The following is a 24,672-nucleotide window of genomic DNA, read 5'->3' as shown; positions in this document are numbered from 1 at the left end:
TACTTCGCTCTGGTGCAAGAAACCGGTCCCGATCTGGTCCAGAATATCGACCATAAGCTTCGGCACGCGATGTGGCGCAGACCGAACACAACGTCGGGGAGACGGCATGAGGGGTACGATCGCGAAGGCTGGCGTCGTGGTGGCGGCGTTGGCAGTTTTGGGAGCCGCCTGGGCCCACGGGCCGACCCGCCAGAAGGTGCGGGAATCGATCGAAATCGACGCGCCGCAGGCCAAGGTGTGGGCGGCGATCGGCAATTTCCAGGACATGAGCTGGCTGCCAGGTGTCAGCAAGACCGAGGGCGAGAAGGGCAACGAGATCGGCGCCACCAGGCGGTTGACGCTGGCGGACGGCGCGACCATCGACGAGGAGCTCTACAAGTACGAACCGGAGATGTTGAGCTATTCGTACCGGATCACGGCGGTCGACGTGAAGGTGCTGCCGGTCACCAATTATTCCTCGACGCTGACGGTGTCGCCGGCGCCGGACGGCAAGGCGAAGCTGGAATGGGCCGGCGCGTTCTACCGCGGTTTTCCCAACAACGACCCGCCGCCGGAGCTGAACGACGAAGCCGCGACCAAGGCGGTGAGTGGGCTCTATCGCGCCGGGCTTGAGGCGCTGAAGAAGAAGATCGAGAGCGGCAGCTAGAGCGTGAAGGCAATCGCACTGGTGGCGCTGCTGGCCAGCCTCACAGGCGCCCATGCCGAAGAGGCGTTCGTCACCAACCAGCTCAGCGATGATCTCATGATTGTCGATCTCGCGACATCGAAGGCGGTCGCGACGATTGCGATCGGCGGAAAGCCGGCGGGCGTTGCCGTCACACCGGATGGCCGCTTTGCCTATGTGACCAGCCCCGATGCCAAGGCGTTGACCGTGGTCGATGCAACGGCGCGAAAAATCGTTGGCCGGATCGATGTCGGCGGCGGTCCGCTCGGCATCGCCGTCGCTCCCGACGGGGCGACGGTCTATGTCGCCGACTGGTACGCTGCCGCGGTGCGGGTGATCGACGCGAGAGCGCAGCGTGTCGTCGCCAGTATCAAGGTAGGCGCATCGCCGTCCGGGCTCGCGGTGACGCCGGACGGGCGGCTGCTGCTCTCGGCGGACCGCGACGACGACAGCGTGTCGATCGTGGACACATCGGCGCGCGAGCGGAAGGGGATGGTGAAGGTCGGAACGCGTCCGTTCGGCGTCACCATCGACGGCGAAGGCAAGCGCGCCTACACCGCCAATGTCGGCTCGAACGACGTCTCCGTGATCGACATCGCCAGCGCCCGCGAAATCGGCCGCGTCCATGTCGGGTTGCGCCCCTATGCGGTGGCGCTGGCGCAGGGCCGCGGTTTTGTCACCGACCAATATGACGGCACCGTCAGCGTGTTCGATCTCGCAACCTTGCAACCGCTGAAGCGGATCAAGGTCGGCGACTATCCGGAAGGCATCGAGGCGACGGCGGACGGGCGGCGTGTCGTGGTCGCGAACTGGGAGAGCAATACGGTCAATTTGATCGACGCCGTCGAGATGAAGGTCGTCGGCGAAATCAAGGTCGGCGACGGCCCGCGCGCGTTCGGCGCGTTTCTCAGGCGGACGGAGTAGCCGCTTCGCTACATACTTGCGCTAATGACATCAATCTCCCATCATTCCCGACATTGGCTCAGGAGTTCTGCGATGTCGTTCGATGGTCGGCTGCTTTCGGGAATCAGCGTGCTGGCGGCGGTGGTCCAGTCGCGCAACTTTGCGCGCGCAGCCGAGGTGCTGGGGATCACGGCCTCGGGCGTCAGCCGCGCGATTGCCCGGCTGGAGGATCGGGTCGGCGTGCGGCTGCTCGACCGCACCACGCGGTCGATGGTGCTGACCGACGAGGGCCGGCTGTTCTACGAGCAGGTCGCGCCGTTGCTGGTCGGCATCGAGGAGGCGGCGGTCTCGGCGTCGGGGGCCGGCGGCGTCGCGCGCGGCCGATTGCGGGTCGACATCGACCCTTACTTCCTGCGCAGCCAGCTTTCGGGGCGGCTGGGCGGATTTCTGCGGGCGCATCCCGAGCTGACGCTGGAGTTGGTGACGCGCGATCATGTCGGCGACCTCGTGACCGACGGGATCGATGTCGCTGTCAGGTTCGGCGAGCCGACCGTGGCCAGCGCCATCGCGCGCAAGCTCATGGAGACACGGGTGCTCACGGTCGCGTCGCCAGGCTATCTGAAAAAGCACGGACGGCCTGCACATCCGTCCGACATCGCCGGGCATCACTGCATCCAGTTCTTCGATCCGGTGACGCGGCGGCCGTTCGAGTGGGAGTTTCACCGCGGCCGCAAGGTGGTTCCCGTGGCGACCTCCAGCCGCCTCCATGTCAGCGATGTTGGCACCATGGTCAACGAGTGCCTGGCGGGCACCGGAATCGCGCAGGTGCTCGCGATCCGGATCCAGCCGCTGCTGGAGTCCGGCCGGTTGATCGATCTGTTCCCGGACTGGTCCGGCGAGACCTATCCGCTCTACGCGCTGTATCCCTCGCGCAACCACCAGCCGGCGAAGGTCCGGGCCTTCGTCGACTTCGTCTCGAAGGCGATCCGCGAACCGGCGACGCATCGCTAATTCATGCTGTTTCGTCAATAGTACGGTGACATAAGCGCGCTTCAGTCATGAGAGCCGGCGTGGGACGTTCTGTGGGTCGGACCAAACGCAGCGAAGGCGCTCTCCATGGCCACGCGGAACATCGTGCTTATCGTCGGGGCCTCGCGCGGGCTGGGGCTCGCGTTGGCCGAGGAATATTGCGCGCGCGACTTTCACGTCATTGCGACGGTGCGCTCGCCGTCAGCGGCGCTCGACCGGATTGCCGCACGATTTCCGGCCAGCCTCACGATTGAAACTGCAGATATCACCGACGTGAGATCGGTCGAAGCGCTCAGGCAGCGCTTGGCGGGCCGGACGCTCGATACCCTGTTCGTCAACGCCGGCATTTGCCTGGCGCGCGACGACACGCCGAAGGACGTCCGCGAGCAGGATTTTCTCGCGATGATGCTGACCAATGCGCTGGGCCCGATGCGTGTGGTCGAGCTGTTCGAGCACCAGGTGTCGCGCAACGGCGTCATCGCGGTGATGTCGTCAGAGCTCGGCAGCATTGCCCACAATCGGGGCGCCTGGGAACTCTACAGTTCGAGCAAGGCCGCACTCAACATGCTGATGGCGTGCTTTTCGAAGCGCCACGCCGGCGACAGCCGCGCGTTGCTGCTGGTCGCGCCCGGCTGGGTGCGCACCGAGATGGGCACGGACGCGGCGGCGCTGTCGATCGAGGAGAGCATCCCGCACGTGGTCGCCGCGGTCGAGGCCCGGGCCGGCAGACCGGGTCTTCGATTCATCGATCGCCACGGCAAAACCTTGCCCTGGTGACCACCCACAGCGGCGACTTGCTCGACGCCACCGACAATCAAACAGAGATGGAGAGATCAGATGTACGCAATCATGGGTGTGACCGGAAAAGTCGGCGGCGCGGCAGCGCGCGCATTGCTGGCGGAGGGCAAGCCGTTGCGCGTGCTGGTTCGTGACGCTGCGAAGGGCAAGCCATGGGCGGAGCGGGGCTGCGCGCCCGCGATTGCCGATCTCGATAATCCGGCCGCGCTGACGAGCGCCTTGCAAGACTGCGAAGCCGCATTCGTGATGCTGCCGCCAGCGTTCGATCCATCACCGGATCTCCGCGAGGCGAGGGCGATGATCGCGACATTGCTGAAGGCACTGGAGAGCGCGCGGCCGAAGCGCGTGGTGGCGCTCTCCACCATCGGTGCCGAAGCGACCCGGCCGAACCTGTTGAACCAGCTCGGCCTGCTGGAGCAGGCGCTGTCGACGCTGGACTTGCCGGTCACCTTCCTGCGGGCGGCCTGGTTCATGCAAAACGCCGCGCTCGATATCGCCGCTGCAAAAGAGACTGGCGTGATCCAGAGCTATCTGCAGCCGCTCGACCGGCCGGTGTCGATGATCTCAGCGGAAGACGTCGGCCGCACCGTGGCCGCGCTGCTGACGGAAAGCTGGGAGGGCGTTCGCGTGGTCGAGCTCGATGCCGGCGGCGTCAGTCCGAATGACATCGCCGCAGCCTTTGGGAAGGCGCTCGGCAGACCGGTGCGCGCCGACGTCGTGCCCCGCGCCGAGTGGGAGCAGATATTCCGCAGCCAGGGCATGACCAACCCGCTGCCGCGGATGCAGATGATCGATGGCTTCAACGAGGGCTGGATCGCCTTCGGGCGGCCGGGCACCATCGTCCGCAAAGGGCAGATCGGGATCGAAGAAGCGGTGGCTGGGCTGGTCAAGGATTGATCGAAAACGATCGATGACATGAGGCTGAAGCAACCCAGTTCGTCATGCCCGGGCTTGCCCCGGGCATCCACGTCTTTTGCGTGGGCGTGGATGGCCGGGACAAGCCCGGCCATGACGGTGTGTAGTCTAGTTCGACCCGGCGAAGGCCGCGAGCTTCAGGAAGAAATCCTTTAGGATCGCGTTTCGGTTCATTGATGTCACGTAGCGCATCGCATGCCGCCGGCGATCGATGCTCCAAATCATCTGATCGGTCAGGATGGGCGCCGGCACGATCACGCTCGGTGCCCACAGTGGATTGAGCAGCCAGCCGACCGGTGCCATGTCCCAGATTTCCTTGGCCCAGCCGAGATGATCGGCTGAATATTCCTTGAAGCGCATGGCTAGGAACGCGCCGATGCTGCCGTGCGGTTCGACGTAACGCTCGATCTCCGGCACCGTCGAGTGAAGGTGTGAGGTCACGCCGCGGCACGGCACCAGAACCAGCGGCACGCCGCTGTCGAGCAGCACCTGCGCGCCGCCGACATCCTGCCTGAGATTGAACTCGGCCGTGTCAGGCCATTCCAGCGCATGGCCGCCGAGCCACACCACGACGACGCGATCGATGATGTCAGGCGCCCTGAGCAGCGCCGAGGCGACGTTGCTGATCGCGGCGATGGCGACGATGTAGAGCGGATTGTCCGGCGATCCGGCGCGAGCGCGTGCGATCAAATCATCGACCGCGGGCGCCTCGCGCGCCTGCTTCTCGGGCCCGACATAGTCGGTGACGCCGCGATGAACCAGGCCGTCGGGCGAGATGTCCAAGCGCGCCAGCAGCCGCAGGATCTCCTGGTAGCTCAGCTCCATGCCGTGGCCCGGACCGTCCGAGCGCACGTTGAAGAACGGCGCAGCGTATATCGCCTCGACGTCGAAGCGATCCGGCGACAGCAGCATCTGGACGATCGCGAACTGGTCGTCGATTTCGTTGTAGGTGTCGGTGTCGAGAACGACGCGGACGCGACCGGTGGGTGGGGACAGGAGATTCAGGCGGGCGGCCTCTGAGAGGGGCATTATATCGTCTACCGATCGCGTTCAGGATTGGATCACGCTGCTAACGCGACGAACGAAGCGTAGGGCGGGTTAGCGTAGCGTAACCCGCCGGGGTCGGCGAGAAAAGCAGCTGGCACCAAAAGCAGTGGCGGATTACGCTTTGCTAATCCGCCCTACGAGCTGAATAGTGCTACTATCGCGATTTCAGCCTGCCAACGGTCGTTGCTAAAGGTGCCACCAAACTGGATTTTTCATGATGCCCCTGGATCTAGGCCCCTCTCGGATTAAGCTCGCCGGAGCGCGCGAGCACATCGAACGTTTCAAGCAGAAAACGGTCCCACTAGACCGGTCATTATACGACCTATCCGCGATCAAAACAGGCCAGAGCTACCAACTTGTCTATCAGCCTAAAGGGCCAATAGCCGAGCCCCTTGCTAACATCGTCGGCGATGCGCTGGGCAATCTCAGGAGTGCCTTGGACTACGTCGCTGCTCGCATCGTGGGGGGAAGCGAGTCCGTCTATTTCCCTGTTGCGCCGCGAAAGGATCTGCCTAGCTTTAAGAGCTTGCCGGCGATCGAAGGCGCGCTGCCGGGTTTCAAGAACCTCTTGTTCAACGAGATTCGGCCGGCGGAAGATCCAAATGAAGCGCTATGGGGGTTGATTGGAAAAGCAAACAATCAAAACAAGCACGCCGACTTCATACCAACCCTTGCAATGGTGAGGATTGAGAATTTTAATGGGCAGGTCGGCGGGATGTTTATGGAGAATTGCATGTTCGGCGGTGATGCGACGCGCCCGATGAACATGATCAGCGCCCCCGGGCCGATCAGCTTTGGTTCGCAATTCCGGACAATCATCAACGCGCGGTTTGGGCCACAGTCATCGGTGACGGGTCGTCCAGTTATTGAGACCTTGGAGCAGACTGCATCGGTCGTCGAATCCGCTCTAAACAAGATCGACCTGCTCGCCAAATCGTGAAGTCCGCGGCGCCCCGGTCAACTGATCGTGGTAGGGATATTGACAGCTCTCTCACCCGTCCCACGTCATTGCTAGACTACTCCGCCGCCTCACTCGCCGTGCCACTCTTCCTTGGCTTGCTGTTCGCCTTCTTCAGCACCGGCGCTAAAAACTTGCCCGTATAGCTCCGCGGCGCCTTGACGATATCCTCCGGCGGGCCCCAGGCGACGATTTCGCCGCCGCCGTCGCCGCCTTCGGGGCCGAGGTCGATCACCCAGTCTGCCGTCTTGATGACTTCGAGATTGTGCTCGATCACCACGACCGTGTTGCCCTGGGCAACCAGCTCGTGCAGCACCTCGAGCAGTTTGGCGACGTCGTGAAAATGTAGTCCGGTGGTCGGCTCGTCCAGGATGTAGAGCGTGCGGCCGGTGGCGCGCTTTGACAATTCCTTGGCCAGTTTAACGCGCTGGGCTTCGCCGCCGGACAGCGTGGTGGCCTGCTGGCCGACATGGATGTAGTCGAGGCCGACGCGGTGCAGGGTCTTGAAGGTCTCGCGGACGCGCGGGACGGCCTTGAAGAAGTCGGCGGCTTCCTCGACGGTCATGTCGAGCACATCGGCGATGCTCTTGCCCTTGAACAGGACTTCGAGCGTCTCGCGGTTGTAGCGCTTGCCCTTGCAGGTATCGCAGGTGACGTAGACGTCCGGCAGAAAGTGCATCTCGATCTTGATGACGCCGTCGCCCTGGCAGGCCTCGCAGCGGCCGCCCTTGACGTTAAAGGAGAAGCGCCCGGGCTCGTAGCCGCGCGCCTTGGCTTCGGGCAGGCCGGCGAACCATTCGCGGATCGGCGTGAACGCGCCGGTATAGGTCGCGGGGTTCGAGCGCGGCGTGCGGCCGATCGGCGACTGGTCGATGTCGATGATCTTGTCGATATGCTCGAGGCCATCGATGCGGTCGTGCGGCGCGGCGCCGTCACTGGCGTTGTTGAGTTTGCGGGCGATCGCCTTGTAGAGCGTGTCGATCAAGAGTGTCGACTTGCCGCCGCCGGAAACGCCGGTCACGCAGGTGAACAGGCCGAGCGGGATCTCGGCCGAGACGTTCTTCAGATTGTTGCCGCGGGCGTTGATGACCTTCAGCGTGCGGCGATGGTTCGGCGGCCGCCGCTCCGGGATCGCGACCGAGAGTTCGCCGGTGAGGTATTTGCCAGTCAGCGACTTCGGATTGCGCATGATCTGGTCGGGTGTGCCCTCGGCGACGATGTGGCCGCCATGCATGCCGGCGCCGGGACCGATGTCGAGCACGTAATCGGCGAGGCGGATGGCGTCCTCATCATGCTCGACCACGATGACGGTATTGCCCAAGTCGCGGAGTCGCTTGAGGGTCTCGAGCAGGCGGGCATTGTCGCGCTGGTGCAGGCCAATGGAGGGTTCGTCCAGCACGTAGAGCACGCCCGTCAGCCCCGAGCCGATCTGCGAGGCGAGGCGGATGCGCTGGCTCTCGCCGCCTGACAGCGTGCCGGAGGCGCGCGCGAGCGTCAGGTAGTTCAAGCCGACGTCGAGCAGGAAGCTCAGCCGCTCGCGGATCTCCTTCAGGATGCGCGCGGCGATCTCGTTCTGCTGGGCGTTCAGCGCCGCCGGCACGGTCTCGAACCATTCGCCGGCGCGCCGCACCGAGAGCTCCGAAATCTCGCCGATATGCTTGGCCCCGATCTTGACGCAGAGCGCCTCCGGCTTGAGCCGGTAGCCGTGGCAGCCCTCGCAGGGCACGTCGGAGAAATACTTCACCAGCTCCTCGCGCGCCCACTCGCTCTCGGTCTCGCGGTAGCGGCGGTTGATGTTGGTGACGACGCCCTCGAACGGCTTCTTGGTGTCGTAGGAGCGCACGCCGTCCTCATAGGAGAACTTGATCTCGTCCTCGCCGGAGCCGTGCAGCAGCGCTGCCTGCGTCTTCTTCGGCAAATCCTTCCACTTGGTGTCGAGCGCGAACTTGTAGTGCTTGCCGAGCGCGGTCAGGGTCTGGATGTAATAGGGCGAAGATGATTTCGCCCAGGGCGCGATCGCGCCCTTGCGCAAGGTCAGCTCCTTGTCGGGGATGACGAGGTCTTCGTCGATATGCTGCTCGACGCCGAGGCCGCCGCAGGCCGGGCAGGCGCCATAGGGGTTGTTGAAGGAAAACAGTCTGGGCTCGATCTCGGGAATCGTGAAGCCGGAGACCGGGCAGGCGAATTTTTCCGAAAACAAAATGCGCTCGGGGCCGCTCTTGTCGTGGATTTTTGCGGTCTTCTTGTCGGACTTCTTCTCGTCCGCAGCACCCGCCGGCGCGTCGGCGTATTCGATCACGGCGAGACCTTCCGCGAGCTTCAGCGCGGTCTCAAAACTCTCGGCGAGGCGCTGGGAGAGGTCGGGGCGCACCACGATGCGGTCGACCACGACGTCGATGTCGTGCGGGAATTTCTTGTCCAGCGTCGGCGCTTCCGACAGCTCGTGGAAGGTGCCGTCGATCTTGACGCGCTGAAAGCCCTTCTTGAGATATTCGGCGAGCTCCTTCTTGTATTCGCCCTTGCGGCCGCGCACGACCGGCGCCAGCAGATAGAGCCGGGTGCCCTCGGGCAGATTGAGCACGCGATCGACCATCTGCGAGACGATCTGGCTCTCGATCGGCAGTCCGGTGGCCGGCGAATAGGGCACGCCGACGCGGGCCCAGAGCAGGCGCATGTAATCGTAAATCTCGGTGACGGTGCCGACGGTCGAGCGCGGGTTCTTCGACGTCGTCTTCTGCTCGATCGAGATTGCAGGAGATAGACCGTCGATCTGGTCGACGTCGGGCTTCTGCATCATCTCCAAAAATTGCCGCGCATAGGCCGACAGCGACTCGACGTAGCGGCGCTGGCCCTCGGCATAGATGGTGTCGAACGCGAGCGAGGATTTGCCGGAGCCGGACAGTCCGGTGAACACGACGAGCTTGTCGCGCGGAATCTCGACGTCGACGTTCTTCAGATTGTGCTCGCGCGCGCCGCGGATCGTGATGGCGCGCGATGAGGAGCCGTTCTGCGGGCGCTTCGACTTGAGCACTTCATCCATAGCGGCAATTTCCGGGCGCGTGACGCGTGCGCCTTTTTGGGGCGCGCATCGCCGGTGATGCCGGGACCCTGCGCCGATGCTGTGAAGGCTGGAACGTAGGAAGAACGGTCAGGGATTTCCAGTGCCGAGTTGCGTCCATCAACGGATAGTTTGCCCGTTGGCAGCAGCCGTCAGCAGCGGGGGTTCCCACACAGCAAAAAGGCCGGCGCGAGGCCGGCCTTTTCGTCACGATTTGGTCGTGAGCGTATCAGTATTTCACCTAGTACTCGGCTCAGTACTTGGCGACGATCGGGCCGCCAAAGTGATAGTTCACGCCGACCTGGACGCTGTGCAGCTTGAGGTCGCCGGAGGGAATGCCGAAGTAGGTCTCGCTGCCGAGGTCGCGATAGAGATACTCGCCCTTGACCGACCACTGCGGGGCGAAGAACGCCTCGATGCCGGCGCCGACGGTCCAGCCGGAGTGGAAGTTGCTCTGCGACACGGTCACGCCGAGCGCGCTGAGGCTGATCTTGTTGTCGATCCAGGCGTAGCCGCCGGTGCCGTAGAACAGCACCTGGTCGACAGCGAAGCCGATGCGGCCGCGAACCGTACCGAGCGCGTCGGTCTTGCTCTTCGCGGTGATGCCCAGCGCCGTAACCGAAGCGCTGACGTCAGCCCCACCGGCGTCGGCCTCAAGACCGTACACGATGTTGCCGGCCTGCCAGTTGTAGCCGACGGTGCCGCCGCCGAAGCCGCCGCTCATCTTCGGCGTGCCGGAGTCCTCGCTGGCATAGCCGCCGAAGCCACCGATGTAGAAGCCGGTCCAGTTGTAGACGGCGGCCAACGGCGGCGCCTTCACGTAGGGAGCCCGGGCCGCCATATCGGCAGCCATGGCCGGTGCAAACGCGCTCAGAACGAGCAAGCCGGCCGATGCCAGCAGAACATTCCTCATTTCAAAAATTCCCAGTCCCGTTTTGTGGTTTCCCTCCAAGCCTTTGGAGGGCCTTTGGAGGGGAGCGCCGGCCGTGTTGCCTGACGTTGACGTGTATCTATAGGGACAAGACCGGAAATGGTGTAACCGCAGCGCAACAATGCACGGCAAACGTGCAGTTCGAGGCACCTGGGTAGTGCTTTGGGGCAACAAAAATGGCCGGCGCGAGGCCGGCCTTTTGCTCATGGATCAGCCCACGCAATCAGTACTTCGCGACGACAGGACCACCCCAGTTGAAGTGATAGTTGAGGCCCGCCTTGACGGTGTGGAAGGTGTCGTTCCAGTCCGAGCGGTCGGCGGTCGCTGATGTGTACTGGATCGAGCCCTTGCCGAGATCGAGGTAGTTGTACTCGACCTTGGCCGACCAGTTCGGTGCGAACATGTATTCGACGCCGGCGCCGACGGTCCAACCCCAGCGTGTCTCGCTGGCGGAAACTGACGGAGGCACGAGCCCGGCACTGTAACGGTGCTGGATGTCGCCAACCGCGGCGCCACCGCTGACGAACCACAGCGCGGGACCGTCGGCATAGCCGAGCCGGCCCTTGATGTCGCCGAAGCTGCGCAAGGCCGTGTAGTAGGTGTCGAGCAAGCTCGGAGGCCCGACATTGATCACCGCTGAGCGGCCATTGATGCCGGACCAGTGATAGTCGCCCTCGAGGCCAAACACCGCGGGGCCGGCCTGCCAGTTGGTGCCGATCACGCCGCCGACGAAGCCGCCACTGGTGTCGTAGGTCTGGGTGCCGACGAAGGTCGGATCGTTCGGCGCGCCGCGGAAGGTTTCCTTGCTGGTCCCCCAGTCGCCGCCGCCCTGAACACCGACGTAGAACCCGTTCCAGTTGAGCGCGGGAGCGACGGCCGGCGGCACCGGTGCCTTGGCTACGGGCGCTGGGGCGAGGTCAGCCGCTGAAACGGAGGAGACGCTGAGAGCGGCGAGGGTGGCTGCAACAAGAAGCTTTCTCATGGGATCCATCCCGCTTCGAATCTGCAATTGCGGGACAGGCTACCATCTGGGGTTGAACGCGACCGTCACCCGCGCGCAACATGGACTATCAATTTGATTTCGCTGAATATTTTACAGTTTATTAATATTTAACCATATCGATTCGCCGTCGATCGATGGCCGCGGACCGTCCGCAAACAAAAAGGCCGGCGCGAGGCCGGCCTTTCGTTCGAATGAAGTCAGATCGCCCGATCAGTACATCTGATCAGTACTTGGCGACGACCGGGCCGCCCCACCTGTAGTTGACGCGGACGGTGACGAGGTCGACGTCCTGACGCTCGCGGATCGAGCTGAACAGCAAGCCGCCCGGCGTGGTCAGGTTGTAGGTCTTGTCCTGCAGGAACAGATGGTCGTACTCGACCGCGGCCGACCAGTTCGGAGCAAAGCCGTATTCGAGGCCGACACCGACCGTGCCACCCCAGCGGGTGTCGCTGGCGCTGGCGAGGAAAAGGCCAGTCGGCGTGAAGTAGGTGTTGTACCGGTTGTCGGTCACCGCCGCGCCGCCCTTCAAGTAGAGCAGCACATTGTTGGCGGCGTAGCCGATCTGGCCGGTGAACAGGCCGAAGGCATCGACCTTGGTCTGGTTGGTGAAGAAGCCCGGGAAGATCAAGCTGCCATTGGTGCCCTTCAGGTCAGCCCAATCGCCCTGCGCTTCGAGGCCGAACACCCAGGTGCCGGTCTGCCAGCGATAGCCGATCTGGCCACCGGCAACGCCGCCGGTTGCGTCATGGCAACCATCCGAACCAATGAAGATACCGCCCGGGACCTGATCCCAGCAATTGTGGCTCGAACCCCAGCCGCCGTTGGCGCCGACGTAGAAGCCGCTCCAGTCATAGACCTGGGCGATCATCGGGGGCGCCTTGGTGTAAGGACGTGCAGCGAGGTCAGCAGCGGCAGCCGGCGCGGCAAACGCGACCAGGGCAACCGTTCCGAGCAAAAACTTCTTCATTATTATCAAACTCCAGCTCTTGTCCGCTTCTCGTTGGTCCCGAAGCGTTGAGGTCCAGAAAAGTGTCGCGAGCGCCCACGCCCGTTCGGTCACATCCATAGCGCGATTCAACCACAATGGCCGTCTCCCAAATGCAACACTCGCCGGAGAAGTGAAATCGCGGCAAGGTAATGATTTGTTTGCACTTTTCTTGAAGTGGCGAAGGCCTCGCGCGGCTCGCAAGGTGGAGCCGGCCGACTCACCATGGTCGCGATCACTGCTACGGCTGGTTGCAGAGAACGAAACTGGAACATCGACGTCTGCGATGCTATATGTGGATAACCGTTGCGGGCCTGCGCGATCGCGGAGGCGGCGGACCGGCGTCGCAGTATAGGGTCGTCCGCGGCGCCTGCAGTAAGTGGCGAAGGTTGAGAGTGGCGGCCGATGTCCGGCTGGCCCTGTTTTGGCGGAGAAGAAGCGATGGCGGGAAGCGTGAACAAGGTGATTCTGGTTGGAAACCTCGGCAAGGATCCGGAGATCCGGCGGACGCAGGACGGTCGTCCGATCGCCAATCTTTCCATCGCAACCTCGGAAACCTGGCGCGACAAGGGCACCGGCGAGCGCAAGGAAAAGACCGAGTGGCACCGCGTCGTGATCTTCAACGAAGGCCTTTGCAAGGTCGCCGAGCAGTACCTGAAGAAGGGCGCCAAGGTGTACATCGAGGGTCAGTTGCAGACCCGCAAATGGACCGACCAGAGCGGCGTCGAGAAATACTCGACCGAGGTCGTGCTGCAGGGCTTCAACTCCAGCCTGACCATGCTCGACGGCCGCAGCGGTGGCGGCGGTAGCTTCTCCGATGACAGCGGCGGTGGCGACTTCGGATCGGCCGGTCCGGTTAGCTCGGCGCCGCGCCGTGCAGTTGCCGCGGGCGGCGGGGCAGGCGCCCGCAACAGCGACATGGACGACGACATCCCGTTCTAAGTCGCGACCTCTCGGAGCAATCGACGATCAGCCGGCGTCGCCGCGCTGCTTTCTTGCGGCCGATTTGGCCCGAGGGAGGAAGCGGCTGACCCGGCTTTCGAGCAACTGGACGAGAACTGGATCCATGAACGCATAGTCGTCAGGGATGTCGAGACAGATGACGCGCTTGTTCTTCAAATGGCGCGGAAACTGGCGAACCAGCTTGTTGCGATGGGTCTTCTCCATCACAAAAATGATGTCGGCCCAATCGACTTGTTCGGAGGACAACAGCACGCTCGCGCCGGACGAGACGCCGGCCGAATCCGTCTCGACGCCGGGCCATGTCGAAAAGACCTGCTCGGCGGTGGGACTGCGCAGGCGATTGGCGCTGCAGACGAATAGGACGTTGGTCATGTTCGATGATGCTGGAATGCGCGTTCAAGACACGGTCTTGAGGCTTGGGTCTTGAGGCCCGGGCCCTGAGGCCTGACTTCATTTCGCGCATTGTGTAACGCGCAGAGACTGCGACGCCAAATTGACGCATCGTTTGAACTTGACATTGTAAAGATAGATGTAAATATTCATTACATTGGCCGTTCGGTCGATCTCTTCGGTGTCATCGCTTCCGGTGTCTCATATGTCGCTCGCGCCGCTTCTCGACGCCGCTCCTGCGATCCCGCTCCATGCGTTTGCGGCGATGGCCGCCTTCGTGCTCGGCGTGGTGCAATTGGCCGCGCCGAAGGGCACCGTGCCGCACCGGACGCTGGGCTGGATCTGGGTAATCCTGATGCTCGTCGTGGCGCTGAGCTCGTTCTGGATCCACCAGATCCGCCTGCTGGGCCCGTGGAGCCCGATCCACCTGCTGTCGATCTTCTCGCTGGTGATGCTGGTATTGGGCGTGATGGCCGCGCGGACCCACAATGTCCGCCGTCACAGGTTCACGATGATCGGCATCTTCTTCGGCGCACTGGTCATTGCCGGGCTGTTCACCTTCGTGCCCGGGCGGATCATGCATGCGGTGGTGTTTGGGCAGTGAATGAGTGGCAAATCGCGCGTGGCGAATAGGGGTTTCCACCGGCTATTCGCCAGTCACTATTCGCCGTCCGATGCAAGGCCCTGCGAAACCTTGTAACCGGCCGGTAAGTCCATGAAAAAACGAAGGGAAAAACGGCTTGCGGGGACCGCCCTGGGGTGGTTAAGGGTGGTTATCAGGCCGTCGGTGGGTTATATGATTCCCGACCAGAACTAACCGGATTTCCCCTTTGTCCGAACCCGAAGACGACAAGCCCGGCGAGCCGCCGGTGCCCTCCGATATTCGTCCCGTTTCCATTCTCGACGAGATGAAGAAGTCCTACCTCGATTACGCCATGAGCGTGATCGTGGCGCGTGCGCTGCCCGATGCGCGCGACGGCTTGAAGCCGGTGCATCGGCGCATTCTCTACTCGATGCACGAGCAGGGACACACGCCGGACAAGAAATACGTCAAATCCGCCCGCGTGGTCGGCGACGTGATCGGTAAGTATCATCCGCACGGCGACCAGTCGATTTACGACGCGATGGTCCGGATGGCGCAGGATTTCTCGCTGCGCGTGCCGCTGATCGACGGCCAGGGCAATTTCGGCTCGGTCGACGGCGATCCGCCGGCGGCCTATCGATATACCGAGGCACGGCTGACGAAGGCGGCGCTGGCCGTGCTCGCCGACATCGACATGGACACGGTCGATTTCCAGGCCAACTACGACGGCTCCGAGACCGAGCCGACGGTTCTGCCGGCCAGGTTCCCGAACCTTCTGGTCAACGGCGCCGGAGGAATTGCCGTCGGCATGGCGACCAACATCCCGCCGCACAATCTCGGCGAAGTCGTCGATGCCTGCGTCGCGCTGATCGACAACCCGGCGCTTTCGATCGACGATCTCATCAACATCATTCCGGGCCCGGATTTCCCGACCGGCGGCATCATCCTGGGGCGCCAGGGCATCCGCTCGGCCTATCATCTCGGCCGTGGCTCGATCGTGATGCGCGGCAAGGTCTCGATCGACACCATCCGCAAGGATCGTGAAGCGATCATCATCACCGAAATTCCCTATCAGGTGAACAAGGCGACGATGGTCGAGCGTATCGCCGATCTGGTGAAAGAGAAGAAGATCGAGGGCATTGGCGATCTGCGCGATGAGTCCGACCGCGATGGCTATCGTGTCGTCATCGAACTGAAGCGCGATGCGGTGCCCGATGTGGTGCTCAACCAGATCTATCGGTTCACGCCGCTGCAGTCGAATTTCCCCGCCAATATTCTGGCGCTGGATTCCGGCCGTCCGCAGACCATGAATCTGAAGGATCTGCTCACCATCTTCATCGCGTTCCGCGAGCAGGTGGTGACCCGCCGGACCAAGTTCCAGCTCGGCAAGGCGCGTGACCGCGCCCATATCCTGGTCGGCCTTGCGATCGCGGTCGCCAATATCGATGAAATGATCCGGGTGATCCGAACCTCGCCCGACCCGAACACCGCGCGCGACACCTTGATGTCGCGCGACTGGCCGGCGCGGGATGTCGAATCGATGATCACGCTGATCGACGATCCCAGGCATCGCATCAACGACGACGGCACGATCCGGCTATCGATGGAGCAGGCCAAGGCCATTCTCGATCTGCGGCTGCAGCGGCTGACCGCGCTCGGGCGCGAGGAAATATCCGAAGAGCTCGACCAGCTCGCGGCGAAGATCGCCGACTATCTCGACATCCTGCGCTCGCGTGCGCGGGTCCAGGAGATCGTCAAGACCGAACTCGCCGAGGTCAGGCAGCAGTTCGCGACCCCGCGCAAGACCGTGATCATCGAGCAGGAAGGCGAGGTCGAGGACGAGGACCTGATCCAGCGCGAGGACATGGTGGTGACGGTATCGCACGCCGGCTATGTCAAGCGCGTGCCGCTTTCGACCTATCGGGCGCAGCGCCGCGGCGGCAAGGGCCGCGCCGGCATGCAGACCCGCGACGAGGATTTCGTCGCGCGCCTGTTCGTGGCGTCCACCCACACCCCGGTGCTGTTCTTCTCGTCGCGCGGCCAGGTCTACAAGGAGAAGGTCTGGCGGCTGCCGGTGGCCGCGCCGAACGCGCGTGGCAAGGCGCTGATCAATATCCTGCCGCTGGAGCAGGGCGAGCGCATCACCACCATCATGCCGCTGCCGGAGGACGAATCCTCCTGGGCCAATCTCGACGTGATGTTCGCGACAACAGGCGGCAACGTCCGCCGCAACAAGCTGTCCGATTTCGTCGACGTCCGCCGCTCCGGCATCATCGCGATGAAGCTCGACGAGGGCGAGGCGATCGTCGACGTGCAGATCTGCACCGATCATGACGACGTGCTGCTGACCGCCTCCGGCGGCCAGTGCATCCGCTTCCCCGTCACCGACGTGCGCGTCTTCACCGGCCGTACCTCGATGGGCGTGCGCGGCATCGCGCTTGCCGAAGCCGACACGCTGATCTCGCTTTCGATTCTGCGCCATGTCGAGTCCAGCTCGGACGAGCGCTCGGCGTATTTGAAGATGCGCCGTGCAGTGGCCGGCGAGGCCACGACTGAAGAGCCTTCGGATGCCGAGGGTGAGGAGACGTCGAACGCGATCCAGCTGTCGCAGGAGCGCTATGCCGAAATGTCGGCCAGGGAGCAGGTCGTGCTCACGGTCTCGATCAACGGCTATGGCAAGCGGACCTCGTCCTACGAGTACCGCACCACCGGGCGCGGCGGCAAAGGCATCGTCGCGATGAGCGTCAACAACCGCAACGGCAAGCTGGTGGCCTCGTTCCCGGTCGAGGATGCCGACCAGATCATGCTGGTCACCGACAAGGGCCAGCTGATCCGCTGCCCGGTCGCCGACATCCGCGTCGCCGGCCGCTCGACCCAGGGCGTGATCGTGTTCGACACCGCCGAGGACGAGCATGTCGTCTCGGTCGAGCACATTCCGGAAGAGGAAAACGAGAACGGGAACGGCGGTTAGCGCCGCCGGGGTCTATTCGAACCGCGCCAGCTCCTGCGTCAGATCGCCAAGCCTCTCGGGCTTGCCGATCTGCGCGAACCAGCACCACAGCTCCAGCGTGGAGGCGAGCCGGTAGAGGCCGAGCGTGGCCTGCCAATCCGGGCGGCCGAGTTCACCGTAACCCGCGAGCAGTCCGTCGCGCTTGGGCGCATCCTTCGGCGTGAAATAGTACAGCGCCTTGGCGATATCCATCAGCGGATCGCCGGCGACGGCATTCTCGAAATCGACGATTCCCAGGAGTTGCGGCTTGCCTTGTGGCGTCACCAGCACGTTGCCGGCATGGAGATCGTAGTGGCAGAGGCGGGCACGTCTGCGGCGTCGAGCAGATGTCGGTGCGCAGCGATGCTGGCCCGTAGTCGGGCGGCTAACGCCTCGTCGCCGCCGCGCGTGCAAAACTCCGTCAGCTTCTTGTCGAACTGGGCCGACATGTAGGCGCGGTTGGTCGGGTGCGGCGTCCAGACCCCGTTCGGGCCGATATAGCCAAAGCTGTCGAGGGTGATGTCGTTGATCGTGCGGAGCGCCGCGCCCATCTCGGCAAAGATCGCAAACTGATCCTGAGCGCTCAGCTCCGGATCGCGCCGGCCGAGTTCGACACCGTCGAGCCTGGTCATCAGCACGAACGAGAGATCGATCACCGAGCGCGTGTCGTCGGCGAGTAGAATGCGGGGAACGGGGATGTCGACCCGCTCGAGGAGCCCGAGCACATGGACCTCCTTCGCCATCTTCCACTGCAGCTGTTCCGGATAGACCTTGAGGATGTAGCTTGCAGCTTCGGTCAGCACGATCTCGAGGATCGTACTGATCTCTCCGCCGCGCAGCTCGATGACCTCGCGCACCGTTGCACGAGGCGCGACGCGGCCGATGATCGCCTGCGCCTGGTCGATCGAGATTGCCAGCCGGGGTTTTAGCTGAAGGGGCTCGTCGGACATTTGCGTTCCTATAGCCCGGGTGAAGCGACGCGAAATCCGGGGTTCTCGCCATGCCGCGTCCGCTGTCTCGGATTGCGCTTCGCTCCATCCGGGCTACGCAGCGACGCTATCATCTCAGAACGACATCGTTAGTGCGCAGGACGTCAGAGATAGCAACGAAAGTACGATGATGAGGAAGAGTCTCGTTATCGCTTTCCAAATTCCTGGGAAATCCTCGAAAACGAATGGTGACGAAACCGCCAGAATGCAGGCTTGCCCGAAGACCAGCCAGCCAAAGATCCATACGTCGTCGCACCCGTGTCTGCATAGCAAGTCACCTTGATGCCAATAGGTGAATTGATAGCCGCCGTCCGCCACGTGCAGCCCGGCGACAGCGCAACAGGCGATGGAGATCGCGAGATAAAGGTTCAGCAGCCATGACGTTTTCTGGGCCAGAACGAAGAAGACGGATTGTGCGACCGGGGCGCTGATCAGGATCAGAAAATTGGCCCCCCCGAATACCGGAAAAGCGTATGGCTCGCCTTCCAGCGTGGCTTCGGTCAGTCCCGTGAAGAAGATGTACGTGCAGGCCCAAGTGAGGCCTATTCCGAGCAACACTTTGAACTGTGCGCGGGGAGCAAATATCCGAGTTGCGTAAGAGATGGGCGGCATGAAGCTTCGTTCTGCCTGCAACAGGTTCGTTCCGTAGCCCGGATGGAGCGAAGCGAAATCCGGGAGTCTGAACGCGGTCTCGACTGTCCCGGATTGCGCTTCGCTCCATCCGGGCTACGGATGCTAAATCTCGATCTCGGTCCCGAACTCCACGACTTGCCCGCTTGGCACGCCGAAGAACGCGGCGGTGCGTTCGGCGTTGCGCTGCAGGAAGGCGAACAGCGACTCCCGCCACACCCACATGCCCGGGATGTCCTCACTCGGGATGATGGTCTCGCGGCCGATGTAGTAGGTCACGTCGGTGAGATCGATGCCCGGCAGCTTGCCTTGCCGGCAGGCGAGCTTCAGCCCCTCATAGATGGTCGGATACTGCATGAAGCCGTAATGCAGGATGATGCGGGTAATGCCCGGGACGATCTCGACGATGCTGGCGCGGTCGTCGTCGGAGATCCGCGGCGCCTCCTCGATCAGCACGGTGACCAGCAGCACGCGCTCATGCAGCACGTGGTTGTGCTTGACGAATTGCGTCAGCGCCAGCGGCACGCCGTTGGGCGCCGACGCCAGGAACACGGCGGTGCCGGGCAGGCGGCTCTGGCACTTGTTGACCGCGGTCTCGATCAGGTCCTCTTCGGGCTGGCGCAGCTTGCTGCGCGCCTTCTCGACCAGCTTCACGCCGCCGCGCCAGGTCATCATCAGGAACGCGACGGCCGCGGCGAGCAGCAGCGGGAACCAGCCGCCCTCCATCAGCTTCTCGGAATTCGCCGCGAAGAAGATCAGGTCGATGATGAAGAAGAAGCCGTTCACCGCGATCACCAGGATCGGCGAATAGCCCCACTGGATCGCGACCAGCGCCGCGAGCAGCGTGGTGATCGCCATCAGCAGTGACACGGCGATGCCGTAGGCGCCGGCCAGCGCATCCGATGTGCCGAACGCCAGCACTGCGCCAAGCGTTGCGGCCGCGAGCAGCCAGTTGACCAGCGGCACGTAGATTTGCCCGATCGCATCACTGGTGGTGTGGCGGATATACATGCGCGGCAGGAAGCCGAGCTGGATCGACTGCTGGGTCAGCGAGAACACGCCCGAGATGATCGCCTGCGAGGCAATCACGGTCGCGATCGCCGACAATGCGACCATCGGGTAATGCGCCCAGTCGGGGGACAATTGGAAGAACGGGTTGTCGATCGCGGTCGGGTCGGAGATCAAAAGGCCGGCTTGGCCGAAATAGTTCAGCACCAGCGCGGGCAGGCAGATCGTGAACCAGGCCAGCCGGATCGGCAAGCGGCCGAAATGCCCCATGTCGGCATACATCGCCTCGCCCCCGGTGACAGCGAGGAAGGCGGCGCCGAGAATGGCGAAGCTGATCCGGAAATCCTCGTGCAGCATCATGTTCAGCGCGTAGGTCGGGCTCAGCGCCGCCAGCACGCCGGGCGCCTTCATGATGCCGTGGATGCCAAGCAGGGCCAGCACCAGGAACCAGACCAGCATCACCGGTCCGAAGATCCGGCCGATAAGACCGGTGCCGTGCTTCTGGATGAAGAACAGGACGACCAGAATGGCGATGGTGATCGGCACCACCGCGGGTGCCAGCGACGGCGCGTCGACCTTGAGGCCTTCGATCGCCGACAGCACGGAGATCGCGGGCGTGATCGCCCCGTCCCCGTAGAGCAGGGCTGCGCCGATCAGGCCGACGACGAGCAAATGCACCCGCCAGGTCCCGGGCTGCGCGTTGCGCGCCGAGAGCAGCGCCAGCAGCGCGACGATGCCGCCTTCGCCGCGGTTGTCCGCGCGCATGATCAGCATGGCGTATTTGAGCGAGATGATCAGGATCAGCGCCCACAGGATCAGCGAGACCACGCCGAGCACCTGGCTCGATGTGACGTCGCCGCCATGAGCGGCGGCCTTGGCGGCTTCCTTGAGCGCGTAGAGGGGGCTGGTGCCGATGTCGCCATAGACCACCCCGAGGGCGCCGAGTGTCGTGGCAATCGGAAGCGGGCTCGGAGGGTGGCCAGAAGACGCGATGGCTGGCGTAGTGGACACGTGCAGATCCCCCGATGGTCGCGCGCCCGCCGGGGCATCCGGTGGGCGCGTTAGACCATAGTCTGCGACGGGACGTCGCAAATTACCATGGGATTTGCGTGACGGTCGGAAGTGACGCCGTAACGGTCAGGACTGACTATGGGGTGCGGTCGGCGGTAACGAGGCGGGCTTCACGAACCACCAGCTTGCTACCAGAGGCGCGCAGGCAGGAGGCCTCAAAATTCGGCCAGGCCTGCTGCGAACAGTCCTTGCCGACGGGGTGGATATCGAGGCGGTCAGCCTTGGCGAGTGGCTGGGGTGTCGAAGCCTCGACCTGCGGGGCAAAGCCCGGAAGAACGGTGAGCGCGGCGGCAATGAACGCGGCAACAGCGATGGCGGAAAATGCCTTGATCATGACGGTCCCCTGTGATCGGGCCCCCCGGGCCCGTCGTTTCGTTGTCCAATCTCTACCGGCCGCAAGTTTCCGGCTGTCTTCGCCGGCTCGGGAAATGGTTTCGTCCCGGGCCGGCTTTGTTTCGTCCGCTACGCCGCGACGAAACATTCCGCCGGGTAGACGCTGGGATCCCACGGTTAGTTCACTGGCCCAGGCGAAATAAAAAACCGCGGTGGCCGGGAACCGGGCTGGCTTGCCGCGGAAAGCGGGGCGGGTTAGACGGGACCCATGCCCCGTATCGCGCTCTATCCCGGCTCCTTCGATCCCGTCACCAACGGCCATCTGGACGTGGTCCGGCAGGCCGTCGCGCTGTGCGACCGTCTGGTGGTCGCCGTGGCCGTCCATGCCGGCAAGAAGCCGCTATTCTCGACCGATGAACGGCTCGAGATGCTGGCGCAGGTGTGCGCCCCGATCGCCCAGAAGGCGGGCTGCGCCTTCGATTGCACCACCTACGACAATCTGACCGTGACGGCGGCGCGCAAGCTCGGCGCGACCATCATGATTCGCGGCCTGCGCGACGGCACCGATCTCGACTACGAGATGCAGCTTGCCGGCATGAACGAGGCGATGGCGCCCGAGGTGCATACCGTGTTCGTCCCGGCCTCGGTGGCGGTCCGCCCGATCACCGCCACACTGGTGCGCCAAATCGCCCAGATGGGCGGCGACTACTCAGCCTTCGTGCCGTCATCGGTCGCCGCTAGCCTGAAGGCCAAATTCGCCGGTTGACGCCGGCTATTAGCCACACCCCGAACGTCCTGAGCCGGAGTTTCCATGATCCGAATTCTCGCATTCGTTGCCGCGCTGTTCTGCGTGGTTCCCGCGATCGCGCAACCGCTGCCCGCTGGCCTCGACAAGGCCAATGCGATCGTCATCGACACCACCAAGGGCCGCATCGTCATCAAGCTGAGGACCGATCTCGCGCCGCAGCACGCCGAGCGGATCAAGCAGCTGGCGCGAGACGGCTATTACAACAACGTGCCGTTCCATCGCGTGATCGACGGCTTCATGGCGCAAACCGGCGACGGCAAGAATTTCAACGGCACCGGCGGCTCGAAATATCCGAATCTTCCGGCTGAATTCTCCAACGTGCCGTACAAGCGCGGCATAGTCGGCATGGCGCGGACCAGCGATCCCAACTCGGCGAATTCGCAGTTCTTCATCATGTTCGCCGACGGCTCGAGCCTGAACGGCAAGTACACCGTGATCGGCGAAGTGGTGTCCGGCATGGACGTGGTCGACAAGCTCAAGCGCGGCGAACCGGTTCCCGACCCCGACAAGATGGTGAAGGTGCAAGTCGCATCCGACATCAAGTGACTGATGGCAGTTGCGCGCAGCAGACCGATTTGCTGGTTTGCCGCGCCACTGCTGTGGTTCACACTGAGCGCGGGGGTATCGGCCGAGCCGGCGCAACTCGACACGATCCGGGATGTCGTCCTCGCCATTCACAATTGCTGGCGGCCACCGCCGCTGGAAAAAGCTAACCCGATCGACATCACCGTGATCGTCAGCTTCAACCGCGAGGGCGCGATCCTCGGCCATCCGAGGATCAGCTATGAATCGGAACAGGCGACTGATAACGACCGCGTGCAATACCGGGTCGCGGTGATGGAGGCGTTGCAACGTTGCACGCCGTTGCCATTTACCGAGAACTTGGGCGGTGCGGTGGCCGGCCGCCCGTTCGCGATCCCGTTCAGAAACAAGAAATATCCACCCAGAAGCCAGGAGAAGCGAGCATGGCTGCTACCGAAAATACTCTGATCCTCGAAACCACCCAGGGCCCCGTCACGATCGAGATGCGTCCCGATCTTGCGCCGGGCCACGTCGCGCGGATCAAGGAACTGGTGCGCGAGGGCTTTTACGACGGCATCGTGTTCCATCGCGTGATCGAAGGCTTCATGGCGCAGACCGGCTGCCCGCAGGGCACCGGCACGGGCGGTTCCGGCAAGAAGCTGAAGGCCGAATTCAACAAGGAGCCGCATGTCCGCGGCACCACCTCGATGGCCCGCGCCGCCAGCCCGGATTCCGGCGACAGCCAGTTCTTCATCTGCTTCGACGACGCCTCCTTCCTCAACAACCAGTACACGGTCTGGGGCAAGGTCACCGACGGCATGGACAATGTCGACAAGATCAAGCGCGGTGAGCCGGTGAAGGACCCGGACAAGATCGTCAAGGCGCACATGGCTGCCGACGCGAAGTAAGCCACACACAACGTCATTCCGGAGGCCGCGCTCTGCGCGGCCATCCGGAATCTCGAGATTCCGGGTTCACGCTTCGCGTGCCCCGGAATGACGCCGAGTGAGGCGCCATGCGCACCGATCTCTTCGACTTCGAGCTCCCCCCCGAAAGCATCGCGCTGCGGCCCGCGAGCCCGCGCGATGCTGCGCGGATGCTGGTGGTGCATCCCGACGGGGTGTTGCGCGATGCCACCATCGGCGACCTGCCGCATTGGCTCGAGCCGGGCGATCAGATCGTCGTCAACGACACCAAGGTGATCGCGGCGCAGCTTAAGGGCCGCCGGATCGGACGCGAGACCGAGCCGAAGATCGAGGCGACCCTGATCAAGCGGCTCGACGGCTCGCGCTGGCAGGCTCTGGTGAAGCCGGCGAAGAAGCTCAGCCCCGGCGACACTGTCAGGTTCGGCAACGAGGGCAAGGTCTGCTTGCTCGGTCATCTCGACGCGCAGGTCGAGGCCAAGGGGCAGGACGGCGAGGTGACCTTGTCGTTCTCGTTCCACGGACCGGCGCTGGATCAGGCCATTGCCGATGTCGGCACACCGCCGCTGCCGCCCTACATCGCCTCCAAGCGCACGCCTGACGACCAGGACGCTGCCGACTACCAAACCATGTTCGCGGCCAATGAAGGCGCGGTGGCTGCACCAACGGCGGGGTTGCATTTCACGCCGGCGCTGGAAGCTGCGCTGCGCGGCCGCGGCATCACGCTACACCGGCTGACCTTGCATGTCGGGGCAGGGACGTTCCTGCCGGTGAAGGTGGAGGAGACATCGGAGCACCGGATGCACGCCGAATGGGGCTGCATCAGCGCCGAGACCGCATCAGCCCTGAACGCCGCGCGCGCCAACGGCGGCCGTATCGTTGCGATCGGTACGACGTCGCTGCGGCTGCTGGAAAGCGCGGCCGCCGCCGACGGCACCATCCAGCCGTTCTCGGCGGAGACGTCGATCTTCATCACGCCGGGCTATCGCTTCCGCGCGGTCGATATCCTGCTGACAAATTTCCATCTGCCGCGCTCGACGCTGTTCATGCTGGTCTCGGCGTTTTCCGGGCTGGAGACCATGAAGCGCGCCTATGCGCATGCGATCAAGGACGGCTATCGCTTCTATTCCTATGGCGACGCCTGCCTGCTGTTTCGCGGGCGCGATTGAGCC

General features: G+C 63.6%; 23 protein-coding genes and 1 pseudogene. 14 read left to right on the top strand and 10 right to left on the bottom strand.

Going from position 1 to position 24,672, the window contains the following annotated elements:
* The first annotated feature begins 106 nt into the window (after positions 1-106).
* The 5 genes from UP09_RS31745 (at position 107) to UP09_RS31725 (ending at position 4,291) form a co-directional block, all read left to right on the top strand.
* Positions 107-646 carry an SRPBCC family protein gene (locus UP09_RS31745; protein WP_044542255.1) on the top strand — a complete coding sequence of 180 codons (540 nt, stop codon included), beginning with the start codon at positions 107-109 and terminating at the stop codon, positions 644-646.
* 3 nt (positions 647-649) lie between these two features.
* Positions 650-1,588: a YVTN family beta-propeller repeat protein gene (locus UP09_RS31740; RefSeq protein WP_044542254.1), complete on the top strand. Its 939-nt coding sequence runs from the start codon at positions 650-652 to the stop codon at positions 1,586-1,588.
* Positions 1,589-1,660: 72 nt separating this feature from the next.
* Positions 1,661-2,578, top strand: coding sequence for a LysR family transcriptional regulator (locus UP09_RS31735; protein ID WP_044542253.1), 918 nt, complete (start codon positions 1,661-1,663; stop codon positions 2,576-2,578).
* A 105-nt stretch (positions 2,579-2,683) separates the two neighbouring features.
* Positions 2,684-3,373: an SDR family NAD(P)-dependent oxidoreductase gene (locus tag UP09_RS31730; protein WP_044542252.1), complete on the top strand. Its 690-nt coding sequence runs from the start codon at positions 2,684-2,686 to the stop codon at positions 3,371-3,373.
* A gap of 60 nt (positions 3,374-3,433) precedes the next feature.
* Positions 3,434-4,291 (top strand): NmrA family NAD(P)-binding protein, encoded by an 858-nt coding sequence (locus tag UP09_RS31725; protein WP_044542251.1) that lies wholly within the window; start codon positions 3,434-3,436, stop codon positions 4,289-4,291.
* Between the two features lie 126 nt (positions 4,292-4,417).
* On the opposite strand, the gene UP09_RS31720 is transcribed toward UP09_RS31725, so the two are convergent.
* Positions 4,418-5,338 (bottom strand): nucleoside hydrolase, encoded by a 921-nt coding sequence (locus UP09_RS31720; RefSeq protein ID WP_044542250.1) that lies wholly within the window; start codon positions 5,336-5,338, stop codon positions 4,418-4,420.
* A gap of 232 nt (positions 5,339-5,570) precedes the next feature.
* Between UP09_RS31720 and UP09_RS31715 the strand changes: the two genes are divergently transcribed.
* A complete protein-coding gene (locus tag UP09_RS31715) occupies positions 5,571-6,296 on the top strand; it encodes a hypothetical protein (RefSeq protein ID WP_044542249.1) in 726 nt (241 codons plus the stop codon).
* Between the two features lie 76 nt (positions 6,297-6,372).
* On the opposite strand, the gene uvrA is transcribed toward UP09_RS31715, so the two are convergent.
* The 4 genes from uvrA to UP09_RS31695 form a co-directional block, all read right to left on the bottom strand.
* A complete protein-coding gene (uvrA, locus tag UP09_RS31710; RefSeq protein WP_044542248.1) occupies positions 6,373-9,354 on the bottom strand; it encodes an excinuclease ABC subunit UvrA in 2,982 nt (993 codons plus the stop codon).
* A gap of 271 nt (positions 9,355-9,625) precedes the next feature.
* Positions 9,626-10,285: an outer membrane protein gene (locus UP09_RS31705; RefSeq protein ID WP_044542247.1), complete on the bottom strand. Its 660-nt coding sequence runs from the start codon at positions 10,283-10,285 to the stop codon at positions 9,626-9,628.
* A 241-nt stretch (positions 10,286-10,526) separates the two neighbouring features.
* Entirely contained in the window at positions 10,527-11,285 is a 759-nt protein-coding gene (locus UP09_RS31700) for an outer membrane protein (protein WP_044542701.1), read from the bottom strand.
* Between the two features lie 244 nt (positions 11,286-11,529).
* Positions 11,530-12,273, bottom strand: coding sequence for an outer membrane protein (locus UP09_RS31695; protein ID WP_044542246.1), 744 nt, complete (start codon positions 12,271-12,273; stop codon positions 11,530-11,532).
* 459 nt (positions 12,274-12,732) lie between these two features.
* Here UP09_RS31695 and UP09_RS31690 point away from each other — a divergent pair, with 459 nt between their 5' ends.
* On the top strand, positions 12,733-13,233 hold the full coding sequence (locus UP09_RS31690; protein WP_044542245.1) for a single-stranded DNA-binding protein: 501 nt from the start codon (positions 12,733-12,735) through the stop codon (positions 13,231-13,233).
* 27 nt (positions 13,234-13,260) lie between these two features.
* On the opposite strand, the gene UP09_RS31685 is transcribed toward UP09_RS31690, so the two are convergent.
* Positions 13,261-13,626 (bottom strand): low molecular weight protein tyrosine phosphatase family protein, encoded by a 366-nt coding sequence (locus UP09_RS31685; protein ID WP_044542244.1) that lies wholly within the window; start codon positions 13,624-13,626, stop codon positions 13,261-13,263.
* Between the two features lie 223 nt (positions 13,627-13,849).
* On the opposite strand from UP09_RS31685, the gene UP09_RS31680 reads away from it, so the two are divergent.
* Both UP09_RS31680 and gyrA read left to right on the top strand, forming a co-directional pair.
* Positions 13,850-14,248, top strand: coding sequence for a DUF2306 domain-containing protein (locus UP09_RS31680; RefSeq protein ID WP_044542243.1), 399 nt, complete (start codon positions 13,850-13,852; stop codon positions 14,246-14,248).
* Positions 14,249-14,474: 226 nt separating this feature from the next.
* On the top strand, positions 14,475-17,198 hold the full coding sequence (gyrA, locus tag UP09_RS31675) for a DNA gyrase subunit A (protein ID WP_044542242.1): 2,724 nt from the start codon (positions 14,475-14,477) through the stop codon (positions 17,196-17,198).
* Positions 17,199-17,210: 12 nt separating this feature from the next.
* Here the strand turns inward: gyrA and UP09_RS31670 are convergent.
* The 4 genes and pseudogenes from UP09_RS31670 to UP09_RS31655 all read right to left on the bottom strand — a co-directional run bounded on the left by UP09_RS31670 (position 17,211) and on the right by UP09_RS31655 (position 21,248).
* A pseudogene (locus UP09_RS31670) lies at positions 17,211-18,166 on the bottom strand (phosphotransferase family protein).
* Positions 18,167-18,280: 114 nt separating this feature from the next.
* The gene (locus UP09_RS31665) at positions 18,281-18,838 is read right to left on the bottom strand and encodes a hypothetical protein (protein ID WP_156164871.1); all 558 of its coding nucleotides are present in this window, start codon (positions 18,836-18,838) and stop codon (positions 18,281-18,283) included.
* A 102-nt stretch (positions 18,839-18,940) separates the two neighbouring features.
* Positions 18,941-20,836, bottom strand: coding sequence for a KUP/HAK/KT family potassium transporter (locus tag UP09_RS31660; RefSeq protein WP_044542700.1), 1,896 nt, complete (start codon positions 20,834-20,836; stop codon positions 18,941-18,943).
* Positions 20,837-20,990: 154 nt separating this feature from the next.
* Positions 20,991-21,248, bottom strand: coding sequence for a hypothetical protein (locus UP09_RS31655; protein WP_044542240.1), 258 nt, complete (start codon positions 21,246-21,248; stop codon positions 20,991-20,993).
* Positions 21,249-21,515: 267 nt separating this feature from the next.
* On the opposite strand from UP09_RS31655, the gene coaD reads away from it, so the two are divergent.
* From coaD to queA, 5 genes are all read left to right on the top strand, one after another.
* Entirely contained in the window at positions 21,516-22,013 is a 498-nt protein-coding gene (coaD, locus tag UP09_RS31650; RefSeq protein ID WP_044542239.1) for a pantetheine-phosphate adenylyltransferase, read from the top strand.
* Between the two features lie 45 nt (positions 22,014-22,058).
* Complete coding sequence (locus UP09_RS31645) at positions 22,059-22,601, top strand: peptidylprolyl isomerase (RefSeq protein ID WP_044542238.1); 543 nt, start codon at positions 22,059-22,061, stop codon at positions 22,599-22,601.
* 3 nt (positions 22,602-22,604) lie between these two features.
* Entirely contained in the window at positions 22,605-23,045 is a 441-nt protein-coding gene (locus UP09_RS31640) for a UCP034077 family protein (RefSeq protein WP_044542237.1), read from the top strand.
* Entirely contained in the window at positions 23,021-23,485 is a 465-nt protein-coding gene (locus UP09_RS31635) for a peptidylprolyl isomerase (RefSeq protein WP_044542236.1), read from the top strand. Before UP09_RS31640 ends, UP09_RS31635 begins: the two co-directional genes overlap by 25 nt.
* Before the next feature lie 107 nt (positions 23,486-23,592).
* Entirely contained in the window at positions 23,593-24,669 is a 1,077-nt protein-coding gene (queA, locus tag UP09_RS31630; protein ID WP_044542235.1) for a tRNA preQ1(34) S-adenosylmethionine ribosyltransferase-isomerase QueA, read from the top strand.
* Positions 24,670-24,672 lie beyond the last annotated feature (3 nt).

This window comes from Bradyrhizobium sp. LTSP885 (assembly GCF_000938305.1).
In the GTDB taxonomy this organism is placed as follows: domain Bacteria; phylum Pseudomonadota; class Alphaproteobacteria; order Rhizobiales; family Xanthobacteraceae; genus Bradyrhizobium.
The sequence above is the reverse complement of the archived record's forward strand: the minus strand, read 5'-3'. Positions and strand labels throughout refer to the sequence as shown.

Coding starts and splice junctions, on each gene's coding strand:
- UP09_RS31745 (WP_044542255.1), top strand. CDS start 107: ATGAGGGGTACGATCGCGAAGGCTGGCGTCGTGGTGGCGGCGTTGGCA.
- UP09_RS31735 (WP_044542253.1), top strand. CDS start 1,661: ATGTCGTTCGATGGTCGGCTGCTTTCGGGAATCAGCGTGCTGGCGGCG.
- UP09_RS31730 (WP_044542252.1), top strand. CDS start 2,684: ATGGCCACGCGGAACATCGTGCTTATCGTCGGGGCCTCGCGCGGGCTG.
- UP09_RS31725 (WP_044542251.1), top strand. CDS start 3,434: ATGTACGCAATCATGGGTGTGACCGGAAAAGTCGGCGGCGCGGCAGCG.
- UP09_RS31720 (WP_044542250.1), bottom strand. CDS start 5,338: ATGCCCCTCTCAGAGGCCGCCCGCCTGAATCTCCTGTCCCCACCCACC.
- UP09_RS31715 (WP_044542249.1), top strand. CDS start 5,571: ATGATGCCCCTGGATCTAGGCCCCTCTCGGATTAAGCTCGCCGGAGCG.
- uvrA (WP_044542248.1), bottom strand. CDS start 9,354: ATGGATGAAGTGCTCAAGTCGAAGCGCCCGCAGAACGGCTCCTCATCG.
- UP09_RS31705 (WP_044542247.1), bottom strand. CDS start 10,285: ATGAGGAATGTTCTGCTGGCATCGGCCGGCTTGCTCGTTCTGAGCGCG.
- UP09_RS31700 (WP_044542701.1), bottom strand. CDS start 11,285: ATGAGAAAGCTTCTTGTTGCAGCCACCCTCGCCGCTCTCAGCGTCTCC.
- UP09_RS31695 (WP_044542246.1), bottom strand. CDS start 12,273: ATGAAGAAGTTTTTGCTCGGAACGGTTGCCCTGGTCGCGTTTGCCGCG.
- UP09_RS31690 (WP_044542245.1), top strand. CDS start 12,733: ATGGCGGGAAGCGTGAACAAGGTGATTCTGGTTGGAAACCTCGGCAAG.
- UP09_RS31685 (WP_044542244.1), bottom strand. CDS start 13,626: ATGACCAACGTCCTATTCGTCTGCAGCGCCAATCGCCTGCGCAGTCCC.
- UP09_RS31680 (WP_044542243.1), top strand. CDS start 13,850: ATGTCGCTCGCGCCGCTTCTCGACGCCGCTCCTGCGATCCCGCTCCAT.
- UP09_RS31655 (WP_044542240.1), bottom strand. CDS start 21,248: ATGATCAAGGCATTTTCCGCCATCGCTGTTGCCGCGTTCATTGCCGCC.
- coaD (WP_044542239.1), top strand. CDS start 21,516: ATGCCCCGTATCGCGCTCTATCCCGGCTCCTTCGATCCCGTCACCAAC.
- UP09_RS31645 (WP_044542238.1), top strand. CDS start 22,059: ATGATCCGAATTCTCGCATTCGTTGCCGCGCTGTTCTGCGTGGTTCCC.
- UP09_RS31640 (WP_044542237.1), top strand. CDS start 22,605: ATGGCAGTTGCGCGCAGCAGACCGATTTGCTGGTTTGCCGCGCCACTG.
- UP09_RS31635 (WP_044542236.1), top strand. CDS start 23,021: ATGGCTGCTACCGAAAATACTCTGATCCTCGAAACCACCCAGGGCCCC.
- queA (WP_044542235.1), top strand. CDS start 23,593: ATGCGCACCGATCTCTTCGACTTCGAGCTCCCCCCCGAAAGCATCGCG.